Source organism: Capsulimonas corticalis, assembly GCF_003574315.2.
GTDB lineage: Bacteria > Armatimonadota > Armatimonadia > Armatimonadales > Capsulimonadaceae > Capsulimonas > Capsulimonas corticalis.
Genome location: NZ_AP025739.1, coordinates 2,272,062 through 2,293,023, shown reverse-complemented (window position 1 = coordinate 2,293,023; position 20,962 = coordinate 2,272,062). Strand labels below are relative to the sequence as shown.

Below are 20,962 nucleotides of genomic sequence, written 5' to 3'. Positions count from 1 at the left end.
TCTCCACGGCGCTTGTCGCGCGGGCTCCGGACGGGTCACGCCTCAATAGCTGGCGATAACATCGAAAAGTGCGGCGATCACGAGGAAACGAGGCGAACGAGAGTTTTTGGCGCGCGTGCGAGGCGGCGACCCCGCGGCCGGCCGGCGGGAAGCGGCGCGGGCGATTCGATATTCGCGGGATTTGGGGCGGAATGGCCGCTTTCGTACGCCGGCGCGGCGCCATGGGCGTGGGCGTCGTTGGCGGACGGAGTATGGGGCTCCCGGCAATCCTCCACGCGGGCGACGAGCAGGCAAACGTCGTCCCGAATCCCGGCGGAGGTCGCGAAGGCTTCCACACCCGCCATCAGCCGCTGGGCCACCGTGGACGCCGTGCGCGGCGCGGCGGTTTCTTCGGTGAGAAGATCGGTGATGCCGTCGACGCCGAGCATGTTGCGCCGATCCATCCCCGCTTCCGTCAGGCCGTCGGTGAACAGGACGAGCACATCGCCCTGCGCCAGCGCGACCTGCCGCTGGCGAAATTCGGACCCGGCGAACGCGCCAAGCACGGGACCGGTCGGCCCCAGGCTTTCCGTACGCGGCGTGGCGGCGCGCAGCAGCAAGCCGGGCTCCTGTCCGCAGGACACATAAACCAGAGCGCAGCGCTGGGGGTCGTAAACGCCGGCGAAGAGCGTGGCGAACCCGGTGAGCAGCGCCTGAGAGGCGAGGATGTCGTTGAGCTTGGTGATCGCGACGGCGGGCTCCTCGCCCAGGTACAGCAGCACGCGCAGCATATGCCGGACCGTGGCGGTCTGGGCGGCGGCGGCCAGCCCCTTCCCCGCCAGGTCTCCCACCACGAGGGCGTAGCGGCCGTTGTTCAGGGGAAACACGTCGAAGAAGTCGCCGCCGACGCTGGCTTCCTCCAGCGCCGGCTGGTAGTAGTAATCGAGATCGAGGCCGGGCACCGTGTCATCCAGTGACGGGCACAGGGCCTCCTGCAAGCGCTCGGCGATGTTGCGCTCATGGTCCGCCTGCGCCTGGATTACGGCGTTGAGCGTCAGCAGCTCCGCGTGCTGCTTCTCCAGCGTCGCGCGGGCCTCCTCCAGCGCCGCGTTGGACGCCCGCTGCCCCTCGGTCGCTTCTTCCGCCGCGCGGCGCGCCTGGATCAGTTCCTCTTCAAAACGCCGCCGCTGACGCATGGGGACCAAGATGGCGGAGAAAAACACGGCGCCGTCTCGCTCCTGGCGCGCGGCGTTCAGCAGCACGGGAATATCCGCGCCGCTCTTGGCGCGCAGCGACAGCGAAATCTCATCCACGCGGCCGTGCATTTGCAGCATGGGAGAAAGGTGCGTCTGGTAAAAAACACGGCCGCCCGGGGAGAGGATGGAGTCGAAACGCCGCCCGCGCAGCTCATCCGCGTCGTACTCCAGAAGGTCCAGCAGGGAGATATTGGCGAAATCGATGACGCTTTCGCTGGAAAATGTCAGGAACCCGCAGGGAGCGGCGTTCAGAAGATCTGTCATTCCGTTTACCAGAAGGGTTTCTCAATTTCCACTTGCGGGCGCGCCGCGAGATATTCCTGGATGACGGCAACCGTTTCTTCGGGATGACTGAGATGCGGACAGTGCCCCGTGGCGGCAATGATTCGCAGAGAGCTCCCGGCAAGATGCTGGAACAGATACTCGCCCACATCGACCGGCGCGATCGCATCGTCAGAGCATTGAATGATCAGCGACGGCGTCTTGACTCTGGGCAGGTCCGCGCGGTTATCGGAAAAGAACGTCACCTCGGCGAACAGGCGCGCCGTCTTCGGATCGGTCGAACAAAAGCTGTCCTCCAATTCCTGCGCCAGCTCCGGACGGTCCGCGTTCTTCATCACCACCGGCGCCAGAAAGCTCGCCCATCCCAAATAGTTCTGCTCCATCATATCGAGCAGTCCCTCGATCTCCGCGCGCTCGAAGCCGCCGACATAATTGGGCGCATCGTTGATATAACGCGGCGACGGGCACACCATGATCAAATCCGAGAACCGCTCCGGCTCACGGATCGACGCCAGCGCGCCGATCATCCCGCTGACCGAATGCCCGACAAACACGGCGTCCTTCACCTCCAGCGCCGCGCAGACATCGAGCAGATCCTGCGCGTAGCCGCCCAGAGAACCGTACCGCTCCGCGCTGTAGGCGCGCCGGTCGGACTTGCCCGAGCCAACATAATCGAACAGCACGACTCGGAAGTCGTTCTCAAAGGCGGACGACACCCAGCGCCACATGTGCTGATCGCAGCCAAAGCCATGCGCGAAGACCATCGTCCGCGAGCCCTCGCCAAAGACGCGCACATTGTTCCGAGCCAAGATGTTTTCAGTCAAAACGTTCTCCCTGAAATCCGCCGGATCGCTCGCCGAGAAAGTCACCCTTTAAAGTCACCCTTTATTGTACCCGCTGACGGATGGTTCTCCTAGGATTGAGCGCCGACGCCGAGACGGACAAATGGCGGGGAACGACCGGAAGGATTGTCGCCGCTTTCCGAAGAACCACAATGCATCCGCAAACGCAAAGGAGCGCCTTTCAATGCCGCAGAACCAGATCACAATGACATATATTGGAGGCCCGACGGCTCTCATGGAAATTGGTGGCCTTCGCCTCCTCACGGATCCTGCGTTTGATCCCGCCGGCGGCGACTACACTACCGGCCCCGTCACTCTCACGAAGACGGGAGGCCCCGCCGTCGCCCCGGAAGCTCTCGGACATATCGACGTCGTTCTGCTCAGTCACGATCACCACTCCGACAACCTGGATAACGCCGGCCGCGCACTCCTGCCGGCAGTCGATCGCGTCTACACCACCCCCATCGGCGCGGAGCGTCTGGGCGGTAACGCCATCGGCCTCGATCACTGGCAAAGCGTCGATGTCGCCACTCCCAGCGGCCGCACGCTGCGCGTTACGGGAACGCCGGGCCGGCACGGCCCCATCGGCGGCGACCGCGGGCCGGTTACGGGGTTCGTCCTCGCCTTCACGGACACGCCGAATGACGCCATATACATCTCGGGCGACACCGTCTGGTACGAAGGCGTCGAAGAAGTCGCCCGTCGCTTCCCCATCACGACCGCCGTCCTATTCATGGGCGCCGCCCGCGTCGCCGCCGTCGGCCCCGACCACCTCACCATGACCGCCGAAGACGGAATCCAAGCCGCCCACGCCTTCCCAAACGCCAAGATCATCCCGCTGCACTTCGAAGGCTGGGCTCACTTCTCCGAATCCCACGAAGTGATCCAAACCTCCTTCGGCGCCGCCGGCGTCGGCGACCGCCTCCTCTGGCTAAAGCCCGGCGCACCGACCGTCATTCCTCAGAACGCAGGATAACGCGCATGCCTTCCTACCTTGAGCGATACCAAAGCGGCGAACGTGAACAAGTCTGGTCAGAGCTAACCGCGCTCGGCGCCGCCGTCCGCACGGAGCCGCTATTCTCGGACGCCATGGCCGTGGCGCGGGAGACGATGGCGCGAGCGCGCCAGAATATTGAACTGATAATTCCACGCCTGGAGACGATTGGGTATCACCTCGAATCGCAAACAGACGGAGACGAATACTTCCTCTCCGGGTACTCGAACCCGATAACTCCGGCTCCAGCAACAATCGCCGCCCATCTTGATGCAGTCGAAGAGATCATCGGGAAGTTTCCTCTCTCACTGCGCGCTTGGTATGAAACAGTCGGCAATGTCAATCTCATAGGCGCTCACCCCAATTGGGATATCGATTATCTAGATCCGCTTTTCGTGGTCAGTCTAGAACACGGCTGCGGCTTATCAATGTTCGACGAATGGCGAGATGGCGTAGTCGATAAAAACCCTCCATTCCTTTATCTCATCTCGCCGGATTGTTATGGCAAAGCCCATCAAAGCGGAAATCCCTACAGTGTCTCGCTGCCTTGTTTAGCCGCAGACGCTCCGCTGGATGGTGAACTGCATGAAACTACTTTCGTCAACTATTTGCGTATTTGTTTTCAATGGGGTGGCTTTCCCGGCCTAGACCCTCGTATTGACGGAGTAGGCTCGAATCAGCATATCGCATACTTGACCGAGGGACTTCTCCCGTTATAGAAAAGATCATCATGGAATCTCAAGCTCCTCCGAAAACCCAGTGCGCCAGACATGGCCTTTCAGACAGCGGATTGATGTGTCGGCATCTGCTGCTGGAATCGGGAAAAGATTACTACGCCTGCGCGGATGTCGAGGGAGAGGCGCCGCAGGCGTGGTGCGCGCTTTGCGATGAGGTATTGTGCGCGGAGCAGGGGTGGACGGATCGCGCGTGCGGCGTGGCGGACTGGAAAATCGTTTGCGTGGAGTGTTACCACTCCGTTTTGTCGCGCCACCATCTCGTCGCCATCTCGGTGGGGACGGACGAGCCGCAGTAACCCTGGCCGATTACAGCCCAGCGGTTCCATCGCTTGCAATGGCTGCATAGACAATCACGTCCCGCCACTGGTCCTTAATCCAGCGCTCCTGGCGCAGCACGCCCTCCCGCGCCATTCCCGCCTTCTCCATGACGCGGGCGGACGCTGGATTATCCAGATCGCAATGTCCAAAGATTCGCTGAAGCTCCAATTCGTCAAACCCAAATCGGAGGAGAGCGCGGATGGCTTCCGACATGTAGCCGCAGCCCCAGAAGCGCCGGTTGAGCAGATAAAGCATCTCGGCCTTCCCTTCAGGCGCGCCGACCCGGTAGAGACTGCATCCGCCGATTAAGACGCTATCTGAGAGAAGCGTAATGGCGAACGAGTAAGCCGTTTGCGGATATTGATCCGCAGAAGCCGCCAAGTTCCGTGTCAGATCCCGGGATTGATCTTCAGACAGCGGCCCGAAGTTCATAAATTGCATGACCTCGGGATCGGAGGCGTAGGCATGCGCCTCTCGCCAATCCTCGGCCTGAAAGGGACGCAGTTGCAGACGCGCCGTTGTAATCGCGCTTGGCTTATGTATGGACATGAGGAAAGTATACCGCTCGTCTCATCCCCATTTCTGCTATAATCTTAGCGCGGCGTCAATCCCCAAACGACTTGCCGCCGGAATGCTGCGGCCCCCAATTGCGCGGGCGGCGGCGTACGAACCGATGTGAATGAGTAAACGGCGATATGGCAAAAATCAACAGCAATTATCAGAAACTGGCGGCGGGATATCTGTTCCCGGAGATCGGCCGGCGCGTGAGCGCGTTCACGGCGGCGAACCCGGACGCGAAGGTCATTCGCCTGGGCATCGGCGACGTGGTGCTGCCGCTCCCTGAAGTGATCCGCAAGGCCATCGACGCGGGCGTCGAGGAGTTGGGACAGATTTCCACCTTCAAAGGCTACGGCCCGGAGCAGGGCTATGAGTTCCTGCGGCAAGCCATCGCGGACCACTTCCAGAGCCAGGGCGCGGATGTCGCCGCCGACGAAGTGTTCGTCTCCGACGGCTCCAAGTGCGATACCGGCAACATCCAGGAGATCTTCTCCACCGACGCCGCCGTCGCGGTGACCGATCCCGTCTACCCCGTCTATGTGGACACCAACGTCATGGCTGGCCGCACCGGAGCCGCCGACGCGTCGGGCCGCTACGAGGGCCTGGTCTACATGCCCTGCACCGTCGAGAACGGCTTCGATCCCGAGCTGCCCTCGGAGCACGTGGACCTGATCTATCTCTGCTCCCCGAACAATCCGACCGGCGCCGTGCTGTCCCGTGAAGCCCTGCAAAAGTGGGTCGATTACGCCAAGGCGAACGAGGCGATCATCCTCTTCGATTCCGCCTACGAAGCCTACATCAGCGATCCTTCGCTCGTGCGCTCGATCTACGAGATCCCCGGCGCGCGCGACGTCGCCATCGAGTTCCGCAGCTTCTCCAAGACCGCCGGCTTCACCGGCGTGCGCTGCGCCTACACGGTCGTTCCCAAGACCGTCATGGGCCGCAACGAAAGCGGCGAGCTCGTCTCGCTGCACACCCTGTGGTCGCGCCGCCAGACCACCAAGTTCAACGGCGTCTCCTACCCGATCCAGAAGGGCGCCGCCGCCGTCTTCACCCCCGAAGGCCAGGCCGCGATTAAAGAAACGATCGCCTACTACATGGAAAACGCCCGCCTGATCCGCGAAGGCCTCGCCGAAGCCGGCATCGCCGTCTACGGCGGCGTCCACGCGCCGTACATCTGGCTCAGGGCCCCGGGCAACATCACCTCCTGGGAGTTCTTCGACTTGCTGCTCAGCAAAGCCCACGTCGTCGGTACCCCCGGCTCCGGCTTCGGCTCCAGCGGCGAAGGCTACTTCCGTCTCAGCGCCTTCGGCGTGCGTGAGAACGTGGTCGAGGCGGTCAACCGGATCAAGGCGCTCAAGCTGTAACGCTTTTTCAATCGACTGATCACGAGATAGCGCCTGCCTGCGATGTATTTTGTACGCCGCAGGCAGGCGCTGTATTTTGCGATGCTCCTTGCAGCGGCGATAAGAAATTAGGAGCAGGATTATGATAAGAATTCGTGAAGAGCCGCAAGGGCAAGTCTATGAAGCACTGCTGAAGTTCGCCGCGACAAATTGCGCCACTTTTTCGCTGACATGGCATATGTGTCGTTACAAGTCCACCGCGCATCAGATCGAAAAAGAATTGACTCCATTCCGCGTATCACAAAAGATAACCGACAATTGGCCCGGTACGATACAATGGAATGTGACTGACCAGCAGCCAGATCCAATACATCGGCGCTATCGAATTGCGCGTCCCAAAGGAATACTTCTTCGAACTTACCGAGTAACGCCCCGTTCTATCGACGTCCTTCAGACTGCGGGCCGACTTTATGCTTGGCTTCGTCCAGACAGACCGGAAGATTTGGCGTTTTATCTGCCAGACGGCTCCAATTTTCTGGCAAGCGTAGCACATGAAGAGTTGGCTTGGTTTATGAGTGACATCTGTTCAGAAGAAGAGATAGTGCCCCACGTTCACGAACTGAGGCTTTCTGCGAAATGATGAATAGGAAGAACGGGAGTAGCTTCCAGTCTCTGTCGGCAAATACGTTACTGTCAGTAAAATGTTGATAACAATATGTTACATTTTCTAAGTTTTGATAACATATTCATTTTGGACGTAAGCTCCAGCGGCGAAGGCTACTTCCGCCTCAGCGCCTTCGGCGTACGCGAGAACGTGGTCGAGGCGGTCAACCGGATCAAGGCGCTCAAGCTGTAACGCTTTTTCAATCGGAACTTCAGACAAAACAACACGGCCGCTGTGGACACAATGAATGTCCTCAGCGGCCGTAGTGACGTGTGGGTTCCTGGGATTTACTTCGCCAGTTTATTCTCGTTACTCAAAAGCGTGACGCGCCACTGCGAGCCGGGTTCGTTCGGCAGGACGAGCGAATTGCTGTTGGGAGTGAATGTCACGTAGTGCTTTCCCTGCTGGGCTTCCAACTGCTGAACGCGTTTTTCGAGAGTGTCCAGCCGCTTGAGCAGGGCGGCGTTGGAGGTGTCCTGAGGCGCGGCGCTGGCAACGACGGGTTTGACGGTGTCCGCCTGGGTGCGCGGCAGGCCGGCGCCGCAGGTGGTTCCGACGGCGGCGGCGACGATGATGGGAATGGACATTTTCAGGTTCATGATCGATTAATCTCCTTGTTCCACGGGTTGAGCGCCGCCCAAAAATCGCGCCGGCGACGTTCTTCTGTTAATCAGAGAGGCTTGGAATCCGATTTCCTTCATTTCTATTATACGCAGCCTTGCAAAAATTGTGCAAGGGAAGGAATCGGCGCGCGGATTCCGGAAATAAGGGCGAAGGCAAAACGCGGCGCATTTCCGGCGGCGTTGTGTCCATTTCCACGGCTGACCGGACATTCACAGTTGGCAGCCACCTTCGCGCCCTGCCAAAACTCTCCTGACGGGACGATTCATGACCAGAAACTACTTCTTCGCCGCCTATGCCGCCGTTCTGCTCAGTCATCCCGCCGCCGCGATCGCCGCCGATGCGCCCCCGGCGCCTCTGACGCTCGCGCAGGCGCTTCAGCGCGCACAGCAACCGCGTGAGGATGTTTATCTTGCGGTCGGCGCGGATGTGGTCAAACTGCTCAAGGACGCGACGCCTCCCGATCCCGACGCGCGCGTTCCGCAGGTGGCGGCGGCCTACGGGGAGATTGTCCGGGACTTTCACGGGGTCACGGCCATCGCGCCGCCGACTATGACGCTGCTCAACACCAATCCCGGCAAGCCTAATCCTTATGATGGGATGCCGCCGCCCGACGCGTTCAAATTGCTGGCGGCGAGCCTGGAGGATGGACAGTGGAAGATGCTGACGGGAGACCAAGGGCTTGGGTTATCCGATCTGACCACGGATGCGCAGCGGCAGCTCTTCACGGCGCTGTTTCCGGGCAAAGAGGCGACGCTTTATCCCAGAAAAGGCGGCGTGCTGGTTTATGGCGGTGAGGATGAAAAGACGCTCTTGAAACTGCCGCAGGCGGATGCGCTCAAGGGCAAACTGCATGTACGACGCCGCGTTCAGATCTCCGTCAACGGCGGCGATCGACCGGAATCGGGCATTACGGCCGACGCTCCCGAGACAGCCTCGGGCGTCTATCAAATGTATAACGGAGACTTTGGGTCAAATACGCGCGATACGATCTATGGAGTGAAGCTGCGCGCGGTTGTCCCGAACACATTGAAGGCGGCGGATCTGGATTATGACGCGAGTATTTTCTCAGCGCCCATCGATCTGACACACGTCACGACGGTCGGCGATTTGATCGCGCGCATTGGCTACGCAACGCAGATGGAGTTCTACGCCGACCGGCGACTGGAAAAGCGTCCGGTCACCGCGCTCGGCGCCCCGTCCGCCCGGGCGAAAGACCTGCTGGCGGCGCTGGCGCTGTGTGTCGCCGGAACCTATCGCAAAGTCGGAGCCGCATATATCCTCACGAACGACCTCATGGGCGAGGGAACACGCGGCATGATCCTGACGCGGTTCGTGCAGGAAGCAAATATGATGCGTCAGGCGACAATCGCCGCCTCCGGCGACAAAATCTACCTCGGCCGATCGTTCACCGACTTATCCACACAGGACAATGTGTTCTCCCTGAACGATGCGGAAAAAGAGACGCTTTTTGCGCCATCCAATTCGGGTCACAGCACGGAGGTCCCGTTCCGCAAACTGACGCCGGCGCAGCAGACCGCCATCACCAAGATCGTTCAGGATTGGAACAAAGCCAATCCCCCCACGCCGGACCCTCAGGACAGCTTCGGCCAGGTGACGGTTCCCACCGGGGAGTACCCCATCCTCTTGATGGCGGCGACTGCCGTGAGCCTCGAAACTCCCGCGTTCCCGACGCCCATCGTTCTGGACAGCTACTTGCAGACGGACCGATTGATGGAGCCATCGGCAAAACTGCGTGACGAGATGGAGAAAAAACGACAGGAAGACGAGCAGCGCAAAGCGATTGAGGAAGCGAAGGCTCATCCTCAGCCGGAGCACGCCGCGCCAAAGCCCCCGCAGCTCGCCGAGGCGTTTCGCCCCTTTTCCCGTCGCGCCGTCATTGCGCGCCCCCGCACGGTAAAAGATGTGGACGACATCGTCGCCGATATGAAGACGCTGGGCTTCAATGAATTGTGGCTGGACGCATTTTCCGAAGGCCAAAATCACCTGGGCGAAAACGACGCGATTTTGAAGGAATCGCTGGCGAAGGCGAAGAACGCCGGCATTTCCGTCAGCGTACGCATGGATATCCTGAACTGGGGCGCGTCGGCGCCCAAAGATTCCCAGGACCTCACGATGCTCGGCGAAACCTCCGCCGAGGCAAGCGTCTCGGGGCAGCGCCGAATGCGCATCCTCGATTTAGGGATGTCGCCGGACGAGGCCGATCGGCAGCCGACCCCGCTGAAGACCTACGTCAGCCCCGGCGCTTCCTCCACCACGGAAACCCTCACCGGCATCGTCCAGCGTATCGCCGCGACGCCCGGGGTTACGGGGATCGCTTTGCGAGAAACGAGCGTGCATGGCTACGATCGTCCATTTCGCTCCCAGTCTCAAGCAGGCGATTACTCGCTCGGATATACCCCCGCCCTGCGTCTCGATTTTCTGCGCAGGGACCATGTCGACCCGGTCGACCTCGCCCCCGATACCTTTGAAGCAGCCGTCGACGTGGATACATCCGTGCCGGAATTTGATGACTGGGGCATCGAAATCAATGCACAGCACGACTGGAGCGACTACCGCGCGGACCTCCTGCACGCCTTCCTAACGCGCCTCTGGCGAACGGCGCGGAGCAGCGGCGCTCACCCGATGGACGTATTCGTCAAAGCGCAGCGCACTCTGGAGTGGCGCGCGGACTGGTATGGACGCTGGGACGATCCCGGCGCCCCGCTTCCCACGCTCACCGAACAGCAGAGTCGCGGCGTGGATGGGGATCAAGACTTTTCCAAGTACGCGCACGCCCGATGGCGCGCGAACATCTATAATCTGATCGCCAACGGAGCACTGGAGCCAAACGAACTCGCCTGGTCAATCGCCAATATCGCGCCTGGCTGGGACGGCTTCGCGCTCGACATCACCAGCGCGGAAAATGACCCGCTCGCCCCACTCATCAAAACCAAAGCCGCCACGAAATCCGCATCGACGACGGAAGGGAATCCATGATCGATCGACACACCTGGCTCATCGCGTGCGCGGCCCTGCTCGGTTGGAATTCCATGGCTTACGCGGACGCCCCGCCCCCCGCGACGGAGCAGACCCAAGCCGCAGTCGCCGGCCAGGCCGCGCCGTCCGGCCCGCCCACGCTGGCGCAGGCGCTGCTGCAAGCGTCGCCGTCCGACACGGATGTGGCGCTCGCTGTCGGCGCCGACGCCGTTCCAGGCTCCGCGAGTACGCCGCTTCTGGATCCCGACACCCGAGCGCCATTGGTCGCGGCGGCTTATGGCTATCTTGCGCAGGACTTTCATGGCGTGACGGCCATTGCGCCGCCGACCATGACGGTGTTTAACGCCGATCCCGGCAAACCCAACCCCTTTGATGGAATGCCGCCGACCGATTCGTTCAAAATGCTGCTGGGAAGCCTGGACGAAGGACAGTGGAAGCTGATCACAGGAAAAGTCGGCATAGGGGTGTCGGATTTGACGACCGACGATCAGAAGAACCTTTTCCTCGCCATCTTCCCCATCGACTCTGTGCTCCTCGCGCCTCGAACCGGCGGATTGACCGGCGGCGACACGTCCTCTTCCCCGAAGCTGACGGCCGACGATCTCCAGCGCGCGAAACTGCGGATCGGGCAGCGCGTTCGGATGGGGCTGCCGATCGAAGGCAAGGACAATTCCTCGCTGATCGCGGACGCGCCGTCGAATGGCGAATTGAATTACACCGCCATGAATATCACTGGGAACGACGACGGGGTCACCAAGCTCTACGGCGTACCGCTGCGCGCCACCGTTCCCAACACCCCCAAGGAATCGGACCTGGATTACGACGCCGCGCCGCTGACAGCGGCAATCGATCTGACGGGAATCAAAACCGTCGGCGATCTCGTCACGCGAATCGGAGTCGCCACGCACATCGAGCTTTACGCCGACCGGCGCTATGAGAAGCAAAATGTACTGCTGCGCGGCCCGTCCACCGCCCGCGCCCGGGATTTGCTGCAAGCCCTGGCGCTCTGCGTTCGCGGGACATACCGCAAAATCGGCCCGGCGTATGTGCTCACAAATGCGCGGATTGGCGCGGGAGCCAGTCAAGTCACCCTGATTCGCTTCGCGCAGACAGCCGAAATGGCGCGAAAGAACGCCATCGACGCGGCGGGCGATCGGGCGTATCAGACACAGAAGGGACTGGACAACAATCAGTTTGACGAAGGTCTTTCCATGACCGACGACCAAAAGACGCAGGCGCGTAAGCAAAGCGGAGATTATCCCGGAAACGACATCACGTTCACGGCCCCGCTGGATCAATTGACGCCAAGCCAGCAGGCGCTCGCGAAGGATTTGATTCAGAAGTGGAACGCCAATGTTCAAATCAATGGAGGGAATTCCACTCCGATGCGGCTTACGGCTTCCCGTCCCTTATCACTCTGGCTCAACACGACGGTTGTGATGTCCACGCCGGCCATCCCGGGACCGATCGTTTTGGACGATTACCTGGGCCGAACCGGTCTGCTGAAGCCCTCCACCAAGCTGATCAACGAATTGAACCAGAAGCGCAGCGCCGAGACGCCCGAAGCCACTCCCGCGACAGATGTGAAGCCGCCGCCCTCGCCGGCGCCGCCCAAACCAAATTTCGCGGCGATCTTTGCTCCGTTCCCCGTGCGCGGGGTGATCGCCCGGCCGCAAACCGTCGCGGACTTGAACAAGATGATCGATCAAATGCACGCGATCGGCTTCAATCAGCTCTGGCTCGATGTTTTCTCCAGCGGCCAAAGTCATCTGGACGACAAACCCAATCTCTTCGCCGCGGCGCGCGCGAAGGCGAAGGGAATGGGAATCACGGTGCTGCCGATGATCACGCCGCTGAACTGGGGATCCAACGCGCCTGCGGATCTGCAAGATTTGACGATGTCCGGCGAAAACTCCGCGCAGGCCGCTGCCTGGCGGCAGAGATTTGAGAAGGTCGCCTATCAGGGGATGTCGCCGGAGGAAGCCGACAAGCAGCCGCAGCCGACGGATTTATACGTCGATCCCGCGAGTTCCGCCGTGTCTCGAACGCTCGTATCCTTCGTTTCGCGCCTCGCCTCCACCCCAAACATCCCCACGATCGTCGTATCAGGGCAGATGCCGCCGGGTTATTCTCTCGCTTCTGGCGATAACGACACTGGCTCGGGGTACATACTGGGATATACCGAGGCGGCGAGGCTGGCCTTCCTGCGAGCCAATCATGTCGATCCGATCGATTTGGATGGTGAGGTTTACATCAATTCGCCCGTCAACCAGTGGCGCATTCCCGAGTTCCATGATTGGGAGGTCCAAAGCGCCGTCTCAGTCAAGTGGAACGAATACCGAACGCAAATCGCGACGAACTTTCTGAAGAATCTGCTTGCCGCCGCCCAGTCCAGCGCGGGGCAGTCCACGGGGCTGATGGTTTGCTCTCAGGGAGCATCCTGGGTCCAGGGATGGTACGGCCTCTGGCGGAATCCGGCGGCGCCGATTCCTCACGCCACAAAGCATTCCTGGGAAGAAGGAACCCCAGCCGCCGTCGAGCAGGAGGCCCGGGCGCAAACCACGACCGCGATCGCCATCCTGCCGATATGGGGTTTCCAAACACGGCAGGCCATGGCCGATACGATCAAGAACATTGGAGCCGGCTGGAATGGGTTTGTGATCGACCTGAACAGCCCGGAGAGCGATGTGGACGCTCTCGATCATCTTGAGAAAAGCTTGACGGCGAAGGATTAGCGTCGCCCATACAGAAAGACAGCCATGCGTCCACGATCTGCGCTCCATCTCGGCGCCGCGCTCCTCTTGCTCACGTTTCCGTCCATTCCCGTTCACGCAGACGCTATCAGTATCGACGAAGAGGGAGGATTTACCATTGGCGAACGCCATTTGACGCTGGCGCAGGCGCTGGCGGCGTCCGAGCCGCCGAGGTCGGACATCTATCTCATTGTCGGCGCGGAGCAGATATCGCTGCCGAAGGACGCGGCTCCGCCCGCTCCCGAAGACCGGGTCCGGCGCATCGGCGAGGAGTTCGGCTGCATTGTTCGTGACTTCCACGATGTCACGGCGATCGCTCCGGCGACGATGACCGTGCTCAACACAAGCCCCAAAGCGCAGGATCCTTTCGCCGACACGCCCGCCTCCGACGCATTCCAGCTGCTGGTGTCTATGCTCGACGATAGTCAGTGGCGAATGCTCGGCGGCCCGGAAGGAATTGGGCTTTCCGATCTGACGACGGACGAGCAGCGCCAGCTCTTTACCGATATCTTTCCCATCACGCCGATCACATTGTTTCCTCAGGGAAGCGGCGCGGAGGAGGAGAAAGATCCGACGCTGTCGCGCGAGAACGCCGCGTCGGCGCGTCTGCGGCTGTCGCACCGCACCAATTACGCGATCTCGGTGGCGGGGCAGCCAAACGCAAAATACGGAATATCGCCGCCGGCCGGCGGCAGGTACTATCAGGCAAGCCAAGTCCCGCCATGGCAGCCGGCCCCAGACACGATCTACGGAGTGACGCTGCGCAGCGCCGCGCCGAACGTTCTGAAGGATTCGGATCTCGATTACGACCGCGACGAACTTGGCGCGGTCGTGGATTTGAGCGGCGTCAAGACCGTGCAGGACCTGATCACGCGAATCGGACTTGCGACACGGATCGAGCTTTACGCGGACCGGCGCTATGAAACGCAAAGCGTCACGATCCTCGGACCACGATCCGGACGCGCCCGGGATTTCCTGAAGGCCGTCGCGCTCTGTGTCCGAGGAACGTATCGCCAGGTCGGGCCGGCCTATGTCCTCACCAACGACCGGCTGGGGCTCGGAACGCGCCAGTCAATCATCACACGTTTCCTGCTGGAGACGGATATGGGCCGCCGGCAGGCGATCGTGGACGCCAACGATCGAATGTCCGAAACGCATCATCTCGCCGACCAGCCGCCCGCCATCAGCGACTTCGCCCTGACCGGCTCCCAGCAGACCGAGTTCTCCGCGCTGAATGGATCGGCCCAGTCGATCACCACACCCCTGGAGAAGATGTCGCCCGAGCAGCAGGATTTTGTTCGCAAGGCGGTTCAGAAAAACAACAACGCCATCACGCCCGGAAATGGAACCCGGCTGACGACGGATCTTCCGATCGACCTATCGCTCTCTCCCTCGATTTCGCTGACCTCCCCATCCATCGACGGCGTTGTCGTTTTAGACGGTTACCTTCAGCCGAACGGTCTGCTGCAAGCGTCCGGCCGGGCGGAGATGCTCAAGAAATACCACGCCGACACGATCACGTTCGCGGCGGCGATGAAGAAAGCGCAGGAAGCGTTCGAGGAAGACCCGGAGATCGGCGCTCCCGCGAGCCGCGCGCCCAAGCCCGTTCTCGCGGAGGCCGCCGTTTCTTTCGCTCGCCGCGCCGTGCTCGTCCGCCCCGACAGCGTCAAATCTCTGGACAGGATAATCGCCGTCATGAAGCGGATCGGCCTCAACCAGCTTTGGCTGGATGTGTTCTCCGGCGGGAAAAGCCATCTCGACGGCAAGCCCAATCTCCTGGAAGCCGCGATCGCCAAAACCAAGGGAAGCGGGATCGCGATCATCCCGCACGTGAACGCGCTGAACTGGGGCGCGGATGCGCCTCTGGACGCGCAGGACCTGACCATTCTCGGCGAGAACTCCATTCAGGAAACGGCGTGGAACAACAAAATCGCGCCGGACGAGTTCTACCAATATCTGCTGCCGGACATCGCCGCTTCTCCGAATACGAACCTGCGCGTCTCACCGGCGTCGCCGATAGTTCAGGATACTCTGACGACTCTGCTGCGGCGGCTGGCGGCTACTCCCGGGGTGACCGACATCGCCCTCTCCAACGCATCGGCGCCGGACTACGAAGCCGATCAGCGCGGCGCAGGGATGGGATATACCCCGACATTGCGGCTCGCGCTGCTGCGGCGCGACCATGTTGATCCGGTGGATTTCGAGACGATGTCCTACTATGCCCAGGAGCCCATGAATCAATCCGTCCCCGAATTCGCGAATCAGGCGTCCCTCAGCTCCGTCCATGACGACTGGACCGCGCTTCTGGTGAATACGCGCTCGGCGTTCCTGCAAACACTGCTGTCATCGGTAAGAGAAACCGGATCGCCGCCGCCGAATCTGTTCCTGCGAACCGAGCCGCCGTTCCAGACGCCAACCTGGTATGGCCTCTGGAGCGATCCCCGGTCGCTGGATCCGCACAGACCAAAGCCCAGAACGACGCTGAGCGAGAAGCCAACGCCGCCGGCGCAGTACGCGCATCGGCGCTGGCGCACGAATATCGTCATTCCAGTATTCTGGTCGGATCAATCCCGCGAACAGCTCATCGCCGCCGTCAACGCCCTGGAGCCGGGCTGGGATGGATTCGTCCTGGATTTCACCATCGACAGCCACGGCGATCCGTTCAGCGCCCTTGCCAAGCGCAAACGATCGGAAAAGAGCGCCCTCCCCGCAAAAACGCCCTGACCCACTCGTAAGCGGCGCACATCGCTACGGGTTCGCCGCCGGGTCAAAGTTCGCCGACTTTAGACGCTCCGGCCGCATCCACTTGCTATGCCCGTCATAAAACGAAAACACCGCGCCGTCGGTATGGCGGTTAGTCGGCAGATCGTTCCAGTTCGGGGCGCCGCTTGCAAGATCGGTCGTCGGCGCGGCGAAGTTGCCGTTGTCCAGCACGTGTCCCAGCCCCGTGACCGTATTTTCATCCACCAGAAGAATACATCCCGAGGGAGCCTGTACGGACGCGTCGGTCATTCCGCTCAGGCGGGAGTTCATCGTGTAGCTGATCGTATCGCCGTCGGCGTTCGAGTCCGACGGGCATTTGTACACCTGCGCGCTCTTGACATAGGGATAGAGCGCTCCGTTTTGCACAGGTAGTTGATTGGACGGACAGGCGGATGTCGTATTCAGGATATGCTCAGCCAGCACCCAGCTTGGCGAGGCAACGATCGTACACGCCGGCGCGGCGGGGTCCGTGCCGCCACCGGACGCCGGCAGCGCCTCGTCGTTGTCTTGAACATACTGGACAAACGCCAGCCCCAGTTGTTTGGTGTTGCTGATGCACGCCGTCTGCCGCGCCTTTTCCCGCGCTTTGGCGAAGACCGGAAACAAAATCGCGGCGAGAATCGCAATGATGGCTATGACGACGAGGAGCTCGATCAGCGTAAACCCTCGCAACGTTGGACGGCTGTGTTTCATAAATGTTTTTCCTTGCAGAAGGCGTGAGAAAGCAGAGCGACGATTTCCATGCTCTCCTAATTTTATAGACGTGGGAATCCGTGAAATGTTTCTATGGCATTTAACCGATGTGAGCAAGGAAAGGCTAATGAGCTTCAGAGATTGTGAAAACGGCGCTTGACATTTATCGTCTACCTTGGTAAACTCAAGTCAACGTTTACCGAGGTAGATCATGATCGCCTTCACACACACGCTGACCGCTTTCGCCCAGAGCGCCATTGTCGTATGGCTGCAATCGGGCGTCCTGCTCCTTCTGTCTCTGGCGACGCTCTGGGGCGCGCGCCGACAGAGTCCCGTCCTACGAACGTTGATGGGGCGCTGCTTCCTGGCAGGCGTGGCGGCAGTCGCACTCGCCGCGCCGGTCATCAGTTTCCTGCCGCCATTCTGGACCGTGCCGCTCCCCTCAACTCCCGCCATAAGCGAAACACAGGCAGCGCCTCCATCGCCGGCTTCTTATCCCATTCCCACGCACTCCATCACGATCCCTCTGGACGCTTCGGCAGCATCGGGTCCGATTTCCCCTGCCGACCAGACTCCTCTCATCCCTTTGCCGCTCTCCCCAACGAGCATTGTTCTGGAAACCCTGGCCTTGGTCTGGGTGATCGGAGGCGTGCTGCGAATGATCTGGATCGCGCTCTGTCAGATATCTCTCCTGCGCCTACGCCGTGGGGCCACGGCAATCACCTCCGGGCCGATTAGGGAAACTCTCAGCGCGCTCACTCCGCATCCGCCCCAACTCTATACCCACAAGTCCGTCGCGAGCCCATTCCTCGCAGGCGCGCTGCGCCCCGCGATCTTTCTGCCGCAAGAATTCGTGCAGAACTCCAGCGCCACCGAGCAGCGCGCCGTGCTCGCGCACGAGCTGGCCCATCTCAGCCGGCGCGACTGCGCCTGGAATCTCGCCGCACATTTGCTCTGCGTTCTTCTCTGGCCACAGCCATTGCTCTGGATTCTGCGCCGCCAAATAGAGCATATCAGTGAAGACGCCTGCGATCTCGCCGTCTTGGAGCATGACTGCCCATCCCGTGAATACGCCAACGTCCTGCTGACCCTGGCCGAGCGGCGTCAGCCATCCCTCGTCCAGCAGACCCTTAGCGCGGGCGTCGTCCCCTTCCGATCCGCCGTCGGCCGACGCATCCAGCGCATTCTATCGACATCTTTACAGCCGGCCCAGGCGCTCACACGCCGGCTGCGCCTCGGCGTCACCGCCGGGGTCCTTACGGCAGCCGCGTTCAGCGTGCTTCTGCTGGGCTCCGGTGTGGACGCTTCCCATTTTGAGTGGGCCAAGCAGCAAGGCTGGTCGGTGCGGCCGGTCCGAGTCCTACAGCTTGAACATCCCTCGCCATTTCAGCGCCCCGCTCCAAACGTCCAGATTCCGGATTCGGATCAAGCGCTCGTAAAAAGCATTCCGTTCCGCGAAACGACGTACGGCAAACAAGGGCCGCCGCTTTCCCAAAGAAAACAGCTGGAGCAAATACTCGCCCAACATCCCCGCTTTTTCTATGCCGAATATCTTCTTGGCTCCTGGCTCCAGCAGCATGGAGATACCCGCCATGGCGATGAACTCACCACACGAGCGCTGCATGATGCGCCCGTCATCATAGGGGGACGGGTCGAATACGAGGACGGAACGCCTGTCGCAGGTCTGCGTATCATCACAGGCGTCACCTGTTACTCCACAGGTCACCTGCGACAGCAGGACGCCACGGAGCTCAATTATTCCTATATCACGACAGACAAGGATGGATGCTACTATCTTCCTGCCTATCGCGGAATCTGCAGCCAGGTATCGCGGGGATACAGTCCTGAGGAACTCAATACGCTGACATCTTCCAAGCTGCACTCCCCAGCGACGCTCCAAACGCCTGGGCCACCAACCTCAGGCTCCATTTCGGACGACCGAGGAACGCGACTGCAATACGGCTTCGTTTGCGAGAGCCGCGTCGGAGTGCTGCCGGCAGCGATCGTGCGGCCGCGCGTCGCCCTTCACATGCCGTTCAAACTTCAGTCGTCTTATTCTCCTTCCCCGGTGCTATTCATTGGCAAGCGTCTGGAAGTCCGCTGGGATGCTTACCCCCGCGCGGCAACCTATCAGATGATCATCATGGGATGGCTCCAACAGTTTTCTAAAGAGGGGCAGTTTTCTTCGGAGACCGGGCGAGCGGTTTCTATCCCTTCATTGACCGAGCCCACCTCGGACACTCATAAAACGATCGACCTTGCAGGCGCCAACCCACCATTCGACCGAAGGTATCTTTACAGCATCTCCGTCGCCGCCTTCGATTCTCATGGAGAGATGTTATCCCAGTCAGACGAATACAACTTCCGGCCAAATGCGGCTTTTGCTCCGCACTCTCTCACGAAAGAGGCGCTGGCCCAGGTGCTGGCTCCGGATATCACGATAACGTCCATGCAAATTCAGGGCGACAAAGTGACAGTGGAAGCCATGTGCGCTGCTGAGCCGCACGACGTCATGGAGAAACTTCGCGAAAGCGGCGCGAGCTTCGGCTTACAGATGCAGACTTTCAACATGAAGTCCTGGCCTATTGCCGGTCAGGGGCAGCAGTTGGAGATTATTTATCGGCCCACGCAAATCGCATCCAGCTCTCGTTAGCTCCAGCGCCTCCTATCGGTCCGGCCACCAGGGCTGGTCATGAGACTTCACCGTGTAATCGCGGCGGTCATTTCTCCAAATGAGCTGCGAGAGACGCTTCAGACGTTGATTGATTTCCGGCAAATCATCTGCAAAATTCTCCCAGCGCTCCGACGGCAGATTCCGGCGCAGCCAAGCGCTCGCCTCCGCGCCGCGTCCAATCGTCCAGAAGTTCGCATAATAACCGATCGCTTCTCCCAGCCCAATGGTCGTCGCTCCCATGCGCGGCTTCGTCAAAAGCTCTTTTCGGTAAGCCAGCGCCACCCGCACGGATGCCTGCGGATAGCGACAGTAGTTGAGATGGAAGCGGCCGTCCTGCATTTCTCCCACAATCACGACAGCGGGATCTTGCGCGTGCGAAAGATCCTCCAGCCACTCCATGGGCGCGCAGTTCACCGAGGTTATGACGATATGTCCTCCCGCAAGGCGATGCACGGCGTCCAAGCCTCCTGCGGCAATCATCAGTGTGTGAACTGCGGGCGATTGCGTGAAATAGTAGGTTCGAGCCAGCGATTGCGTATTCGACATGGGAGACGCTCGAACGTAGAGTTCGCTCGGGCTTCGCCCCGTGATTTGGATCAGGCCGACTTCGTCCAAGAAATCCGCTGTGATTTGCTTGACTGTGTGACCGTGGGCATCCAGGATGGATAAGTGTGAGGCGTCATCGCCGTTCGTTTCCAGGGGCTTGATGACAATTTGGAATCGGCCCCAGAAAAGGCGAACGAGATATTTGGAGGTCGATTTGTTCGACCAAAGCCGCCGCTGCGCCACGGGCTGGCCGGGGAGGTCGTGAAACAAATTGGCGGGGTTGCCCTGAGCCCACACGCAAAGTGGCGCTCCCCAGAGCGCGAGGCAAAGGGCCAGGGCGCGCCGAAATACCCAACGACCGGCCAGCGGGATACACACTCTTCGTTTTCGTTACCGCCCCTGCGGCGAAACACTGTGGTCTTCGACTCATTATAGTGCGCGCCGCCCGGTATAATCCACAAACGACAAGAGAAATTATCGGTGCGCGGGAGTGAATCAAAAATTATGGATCTCAATTTGGCGGTGGTCGCGGACGCGGCGAACGTTTCGGGGGAAGGCAAGCTCAATATTCTGGGGATCTTTGAGGACCTCTACGCCCCCACCCTGCCGGCGGTGCACCCGATTATGGTGCTGGCCGTCTCCATGCGCGCGGAGATGCAGGAGCAGGGGATGAAGCATATGCTGGAGGTGAAACTGATCGACGCCGACGGACACACCGTCAACTACGTCGGCCCGCTGCCATTCGAGGCCGTCATTCCCCCGTCCGCGCGGGCGATCAATATCCCGATGATCATCCATCTCACAAATTTGAAATTCGAGAAGTTTGGGAATTATCGCTTCGATCTCTATTTGAACGGCGACTTGCTGAAGGAAGTGCCGCTGACGCTGAGCCAGACGCGGACATCGTAATCCGTCCCGCCGCGATCGTCTTTTCCC

The 20,962-nt window shown here is 60.6% G+C and carries 16 protein-coding genes; 10 read left to right on the top strand and 6 right to left on the bottom strand.

Features of this window, described 5'->3' with window-relative positions; genetic code table 11:
* Nucleotides 1-77: 77 nt before the first annotated feature.
* Together D5261_RS09760 and D5261_RS09755 are read right to left on the bottom strand one after the other, a co-directional pair.
* Nucleotides 78-1,499, bottom strand: a complete 1,422-nt coding sequence (locus D5261_RS09760) for a PP2C family protein-serine/threonine phosphatase (RefSeq protein ID WP_119324681.1) — start codon at nt 1,497-1,499, stop codon at nt 78-80.
* A gap of 5 nt (nt 1,500-1,504) precedes the next feature.
* Complete coding sequence (locus tag D5261_RS09755; protein WP_119324682.1) at nt 1,505-2,341, bottom strand: alpha/beta fold hydrolase; 837 nt, start codon at nt 2,339-2,341, stop codon at nt 1,505-1,507.
* Nucleotides 2,342-2,543: 202 nt separating this feature from the next.
* Here D5261_RS09755 and D5261_RS09750 point away from each other — a divergent pair, with 202 nt between their 5' ends.
* From D5261_RS09750 to D5261_RS09740, 3 genes are read left to right on the top strand one after another with little or no spacing between them, the layout of a single operon-like run.
* Nucleotides 2,544-3,335: an MBL fold metallo-hydrolase gene (locus D5261_RS09750; protein ID WP_119324705.1), complete on the top strand. Its 792-nt coding sequence runs from the start codon at nt 2,544-2,546 to the stop codon at nt 3,333-3,335.
* A 5-nt stretch (nt 3,336-3,340) separates the two neighbouring features.
* On the top strand, nt 3,341-4,072 hold the full coding sequence (locus tag D5261_RS09745) for a hypothetical protein (RefSeq protein WP_119324683.1): 732 nt from the start codon (nt 3,341-3,343) through the stop codon (nt 4,070-4,072).
* Nucleotides 4,073-4,083: 11 nt separating this feature from the next.
* Nucleotides 4,084-4,386, top strand: a complete 303-nt coding sequence (locus D5261_RS09740; protein WP_125206330.1) for a hypothetical protein — start codon at nt 4,084-4,086, stop codon at nt 4,384-4,386.
* 10 nt (nt 4,387-4,396) lie between these two features.
* Here the strand turns inward: D5261_RS09740 and D5261_RS09735 are convergent, their stop codons facing one another.
* Nucleotides 4,397-4,957 (bottom strand): GNAT family N-acetyltransferase, encoded by a 561-nt coding sequence (locus D5261_RS09735; RefSeq protein WP_119324685.1) that lies wholly within the window; start codon nt 4,955-4,957, stop codon nt 4,397-4,399.
* Between the two features lie 146 nt (nt 4,958-5,103).
* Between D5261_RS09735 and D5261_RS09730 the strand changes: the two genes are divergently transcribed.
* Both D5261_RS09730 and D5261_RS09725 read left to right on the top strand, forming a co-directional pair.
* Nucleotides 5,104-6,333: an LL-diaminopimelate aminotransferase gene (locus D5261_RS09730; protein ID WP_119324686.1), complete on the top strand. Its 1,230-nt coding sequence runs from the start codon at nt 5,104-5,106 to the stop codon at nt 6,331-6,333.
* A gap of 121 nt (nt 6,334-6,454) precedes the next feature.
* Nucleotides 6,455-6,952: a hypothetical protein gene (locus tag D5261_RS09725; protein ID WP_125206331.1), complete on the top strand. Its 498-nt coding sequence runs from the start codon at nt 6,455-6,457 to the stop codon at nt 6,950-6,952.
* A gap of 311 nt (nt 6,953-7,263) precedes the next feature.
* Here D5261_RS09725 and D5261_RS09720 read toward each other — a convergent pair whose 3' ends face one another.
* A complete protein-coding gene (locus D5261_RS09720; protein ID WP_119324687.1) occupies nt 7,264-7,575 on the bottom strand; it encodes a hypothetical protein in 312 nt (103 codons plus the stop codon).
* 289 nt (nt 7,576-7,864) lie between these two features.
* Here D5261_RS09720 and D5261_RS09715 point away from each other — a divergent pair, with 289 nt between their 5' ends.
* The 3 genes from D5261_RS09715 to D5261_RS09705 are packed head-to-tail and all read left to right on the top strand — an operon-like array spanning nt 7,865 to nt 16,074.
* Nucleotides 7,865-10,597 (top strand): hypothetical protein, encoded by a 2,733-nt coding sequence (locus D5261_RS09715; RefSeq protein ID WP_119324688.1) that lies wholly within the window; start codon nt 7,865-7,867, stop codon nt 10,595-10,597.
* Nucleotides 10,594-13,332: a hypothetical protein gene (locus D5261_RS09710; protein WP_119324689.1), complete on the top strand. Its 2,739-nt coding sequence runs from the start codon at nt 10,594-10,596 to the stop codon at nt 13,330-13,332. The genes D5261_RS09715 and D5261_RS09710 overlap by 4 nt, the downstream gene beginning before the upstream one ends.
* A gap of 24 nt (nt 13,333-13,356) precedes the next feature.
* Nucleotides 13,357-16,074 carry a hypothetical protein gene (locus D5261_RS09705; protein ID WP_119324690.1) on the top strand — a complete coding sequence of 906 codons (2,718 nt, stop codon included), beginning with the start codon at nt 13,357-13,359 and terminating at the stop codon, nt 16,072-16,074.
* 24 nt (nt 16,075-16,098) lie between these two features.
* On the opposite strand, the gene D5261_RS09700 is transcribed toward D5261_RS09705, so the two are convergent.
* Complete coding sequence (locus D5261_RS09700) at nt 16,099-16,806, bottom strand: DUF1559 family PulG-like putative transporter (RefSeq protein ID WP_119324691.1); 708 nt, start codon at nt 16,804-16,806, stop codon at nt 16,099-16,101.
* Between the two features lie 211 nt (nt 16,807-17,017).
* On the opposite strand from D5261_RS09700, the gene D5261_RS09695 reads away from it, so the two are divergent.
* Nucleotides 17,018-19,459 (top strand): M56 family metallopeptidase, encoded by a 2,442-nt coding sequence (locus tag D5261_RS09695; RefSeq protein WP_119324692.1) that lies wholly within the window; start codon nt 17,018-17,020, stop codon nt 19,457-19,459.
* A gap of 12 nt (nt 19,460-19,471) precedes the next feature.
* Here the strand turns inward: D5261_RS09695 and D5261_RS09690 are convergent, their stop codons facing one another.
* Nucleotides 19,472-20,404 carry a hypothetical protein gene (locus tag D5261_RS09690; protein WP_125206332.1) on the bottom strand — a complete coding sequence of 311 codons (933 nt, stop codon included), beginning with the start codon at nt 20,402-20,404 and terminating at the stop codon, nt 19,472-19,474.
* Nucleotides 20,405-20,530: 126 nt separating this feature from the next.
* Between D5261_RS09690 and D5261_RS09685 the strand changes: the two genes are divergently transcribed.
* Nucleotides 20,531-20,935: a DUF6941 family protein gene (locus D5261_RS09685; protein WP_119324694.1), complete on the top strand. Its 405-nt coding sequence runs from the start codon at nt 20,531-20,533 to the stop codon at nt 20,933-20,935.
* The last annotated feature ends 27 nt before the right edge of the window (nt 20,936-20,962 follow it).

What these genes read in the sequence shown, in the direction of transcription:
- D5261_RS09700 (WP_119324691.1), bottom strand. Translation starts at nt 16,806, where the DNA reads ATGAAACACAGCCGTCCAACGTTGCGAGGGTTTACGCTGATCGAGCTC.
- D5261_RS09740 (WP_125206330.1), top strand. Translation starts at nt 4,084, where the DNA reads ATGGAATCTCAAGCTCCTCCGAAAACCCAGTGCGCCAGACATGGCCTT.
- D5261_RS09710 (WP_119324689.1), top strand. Translation starts at nt 10,594, where the DNA reads ATGATCGATCGACACACCTGGCTCATCGCGTGCGCGGCCCTGCTCGGT.
- D5261_RS09760 (WP_119324681.1), bottom strand. Translation starts at nt 1,499, where the DNA reads ATGACAGATCTTCTGAACGCCGCTCCCTGCGGGTTCCTGACATTTTCC.
- D5261_RS09750 (WP_119324705.1), top strand. Translation starts at nt 2,544, where the DNA reads ATGCCGCAGAACCAGATCACAATGACATATATTGGAGGCCCGACGGCT.
- D5261_RS09685 (WP_119324694.1), top strand. Translation starts at nt 20,531, where the DNA reads ATGGATCTCAATTTGGCGGTGGTCGCGGACGCGGCGAACGTTTCGGGG.
- D5261_RS09695 (WP_119324692.1), top strand. Translation starts at nt 17,018, where the DNA reads ATGATCGCCTTCACACACACGCTGACCGCTTTCGCCCAGAGCGCCATT.
- D5261_RS09720 (WP_119324687.1), bottom strand. Translation starts at nt 7,575, where the DNA reads ATGAACCTGAAAATGTCCATTCCCATCATCGTCGCCGCCGCCGTCGGA.
- D5261_RS09735 (WP_119324685.1), bottom strand. Translation starts at nt 4,957, where the DNA reads ATGTCCATACATAAGCCAAGCGCGATTACAACGGCGCGTCTGCAACTG.
- D5261_RS09730 (WP_119324686.1), top strand. Translation starts at nt 5,104, where the DNA reads ATGGCAAAAATCAACAGCAATTATCAGAAACTGGCGGCGGGATATCTG.
- D5261_RS09725 (WP_125206331.1), top strand. Translation starts at nt 6,455, where the DNA reads ATGATAAGAATTCGTGAAGAGCCGCAAGGGCAAGTCTATGAAGCACTG.
- D5261_RS09705 (WP_119324690.1), top strand. Translation starts at nt 13,357, where the DNA reads ATGCGTCCACGATCTGCGCTCCATCTCGGCGCCGCGCTCCTCTTGCTC.
- D5261_RS09745 (WP_119324683.1), top strand. Translation starts at nt 3,341, where the DNA reads ATGCCTTCCTACCTTGAGCGATACCAAAGCGGCGAACGTGAACAAGTC.
- D5261_RS09715 (WP_119324688.1), top strand. Translation starts at nt 7,865, where the DNA reads ATGACCAGAAACTACTTCTTCGCCGCCTATGCCGCCGTTCTGCTCAGT.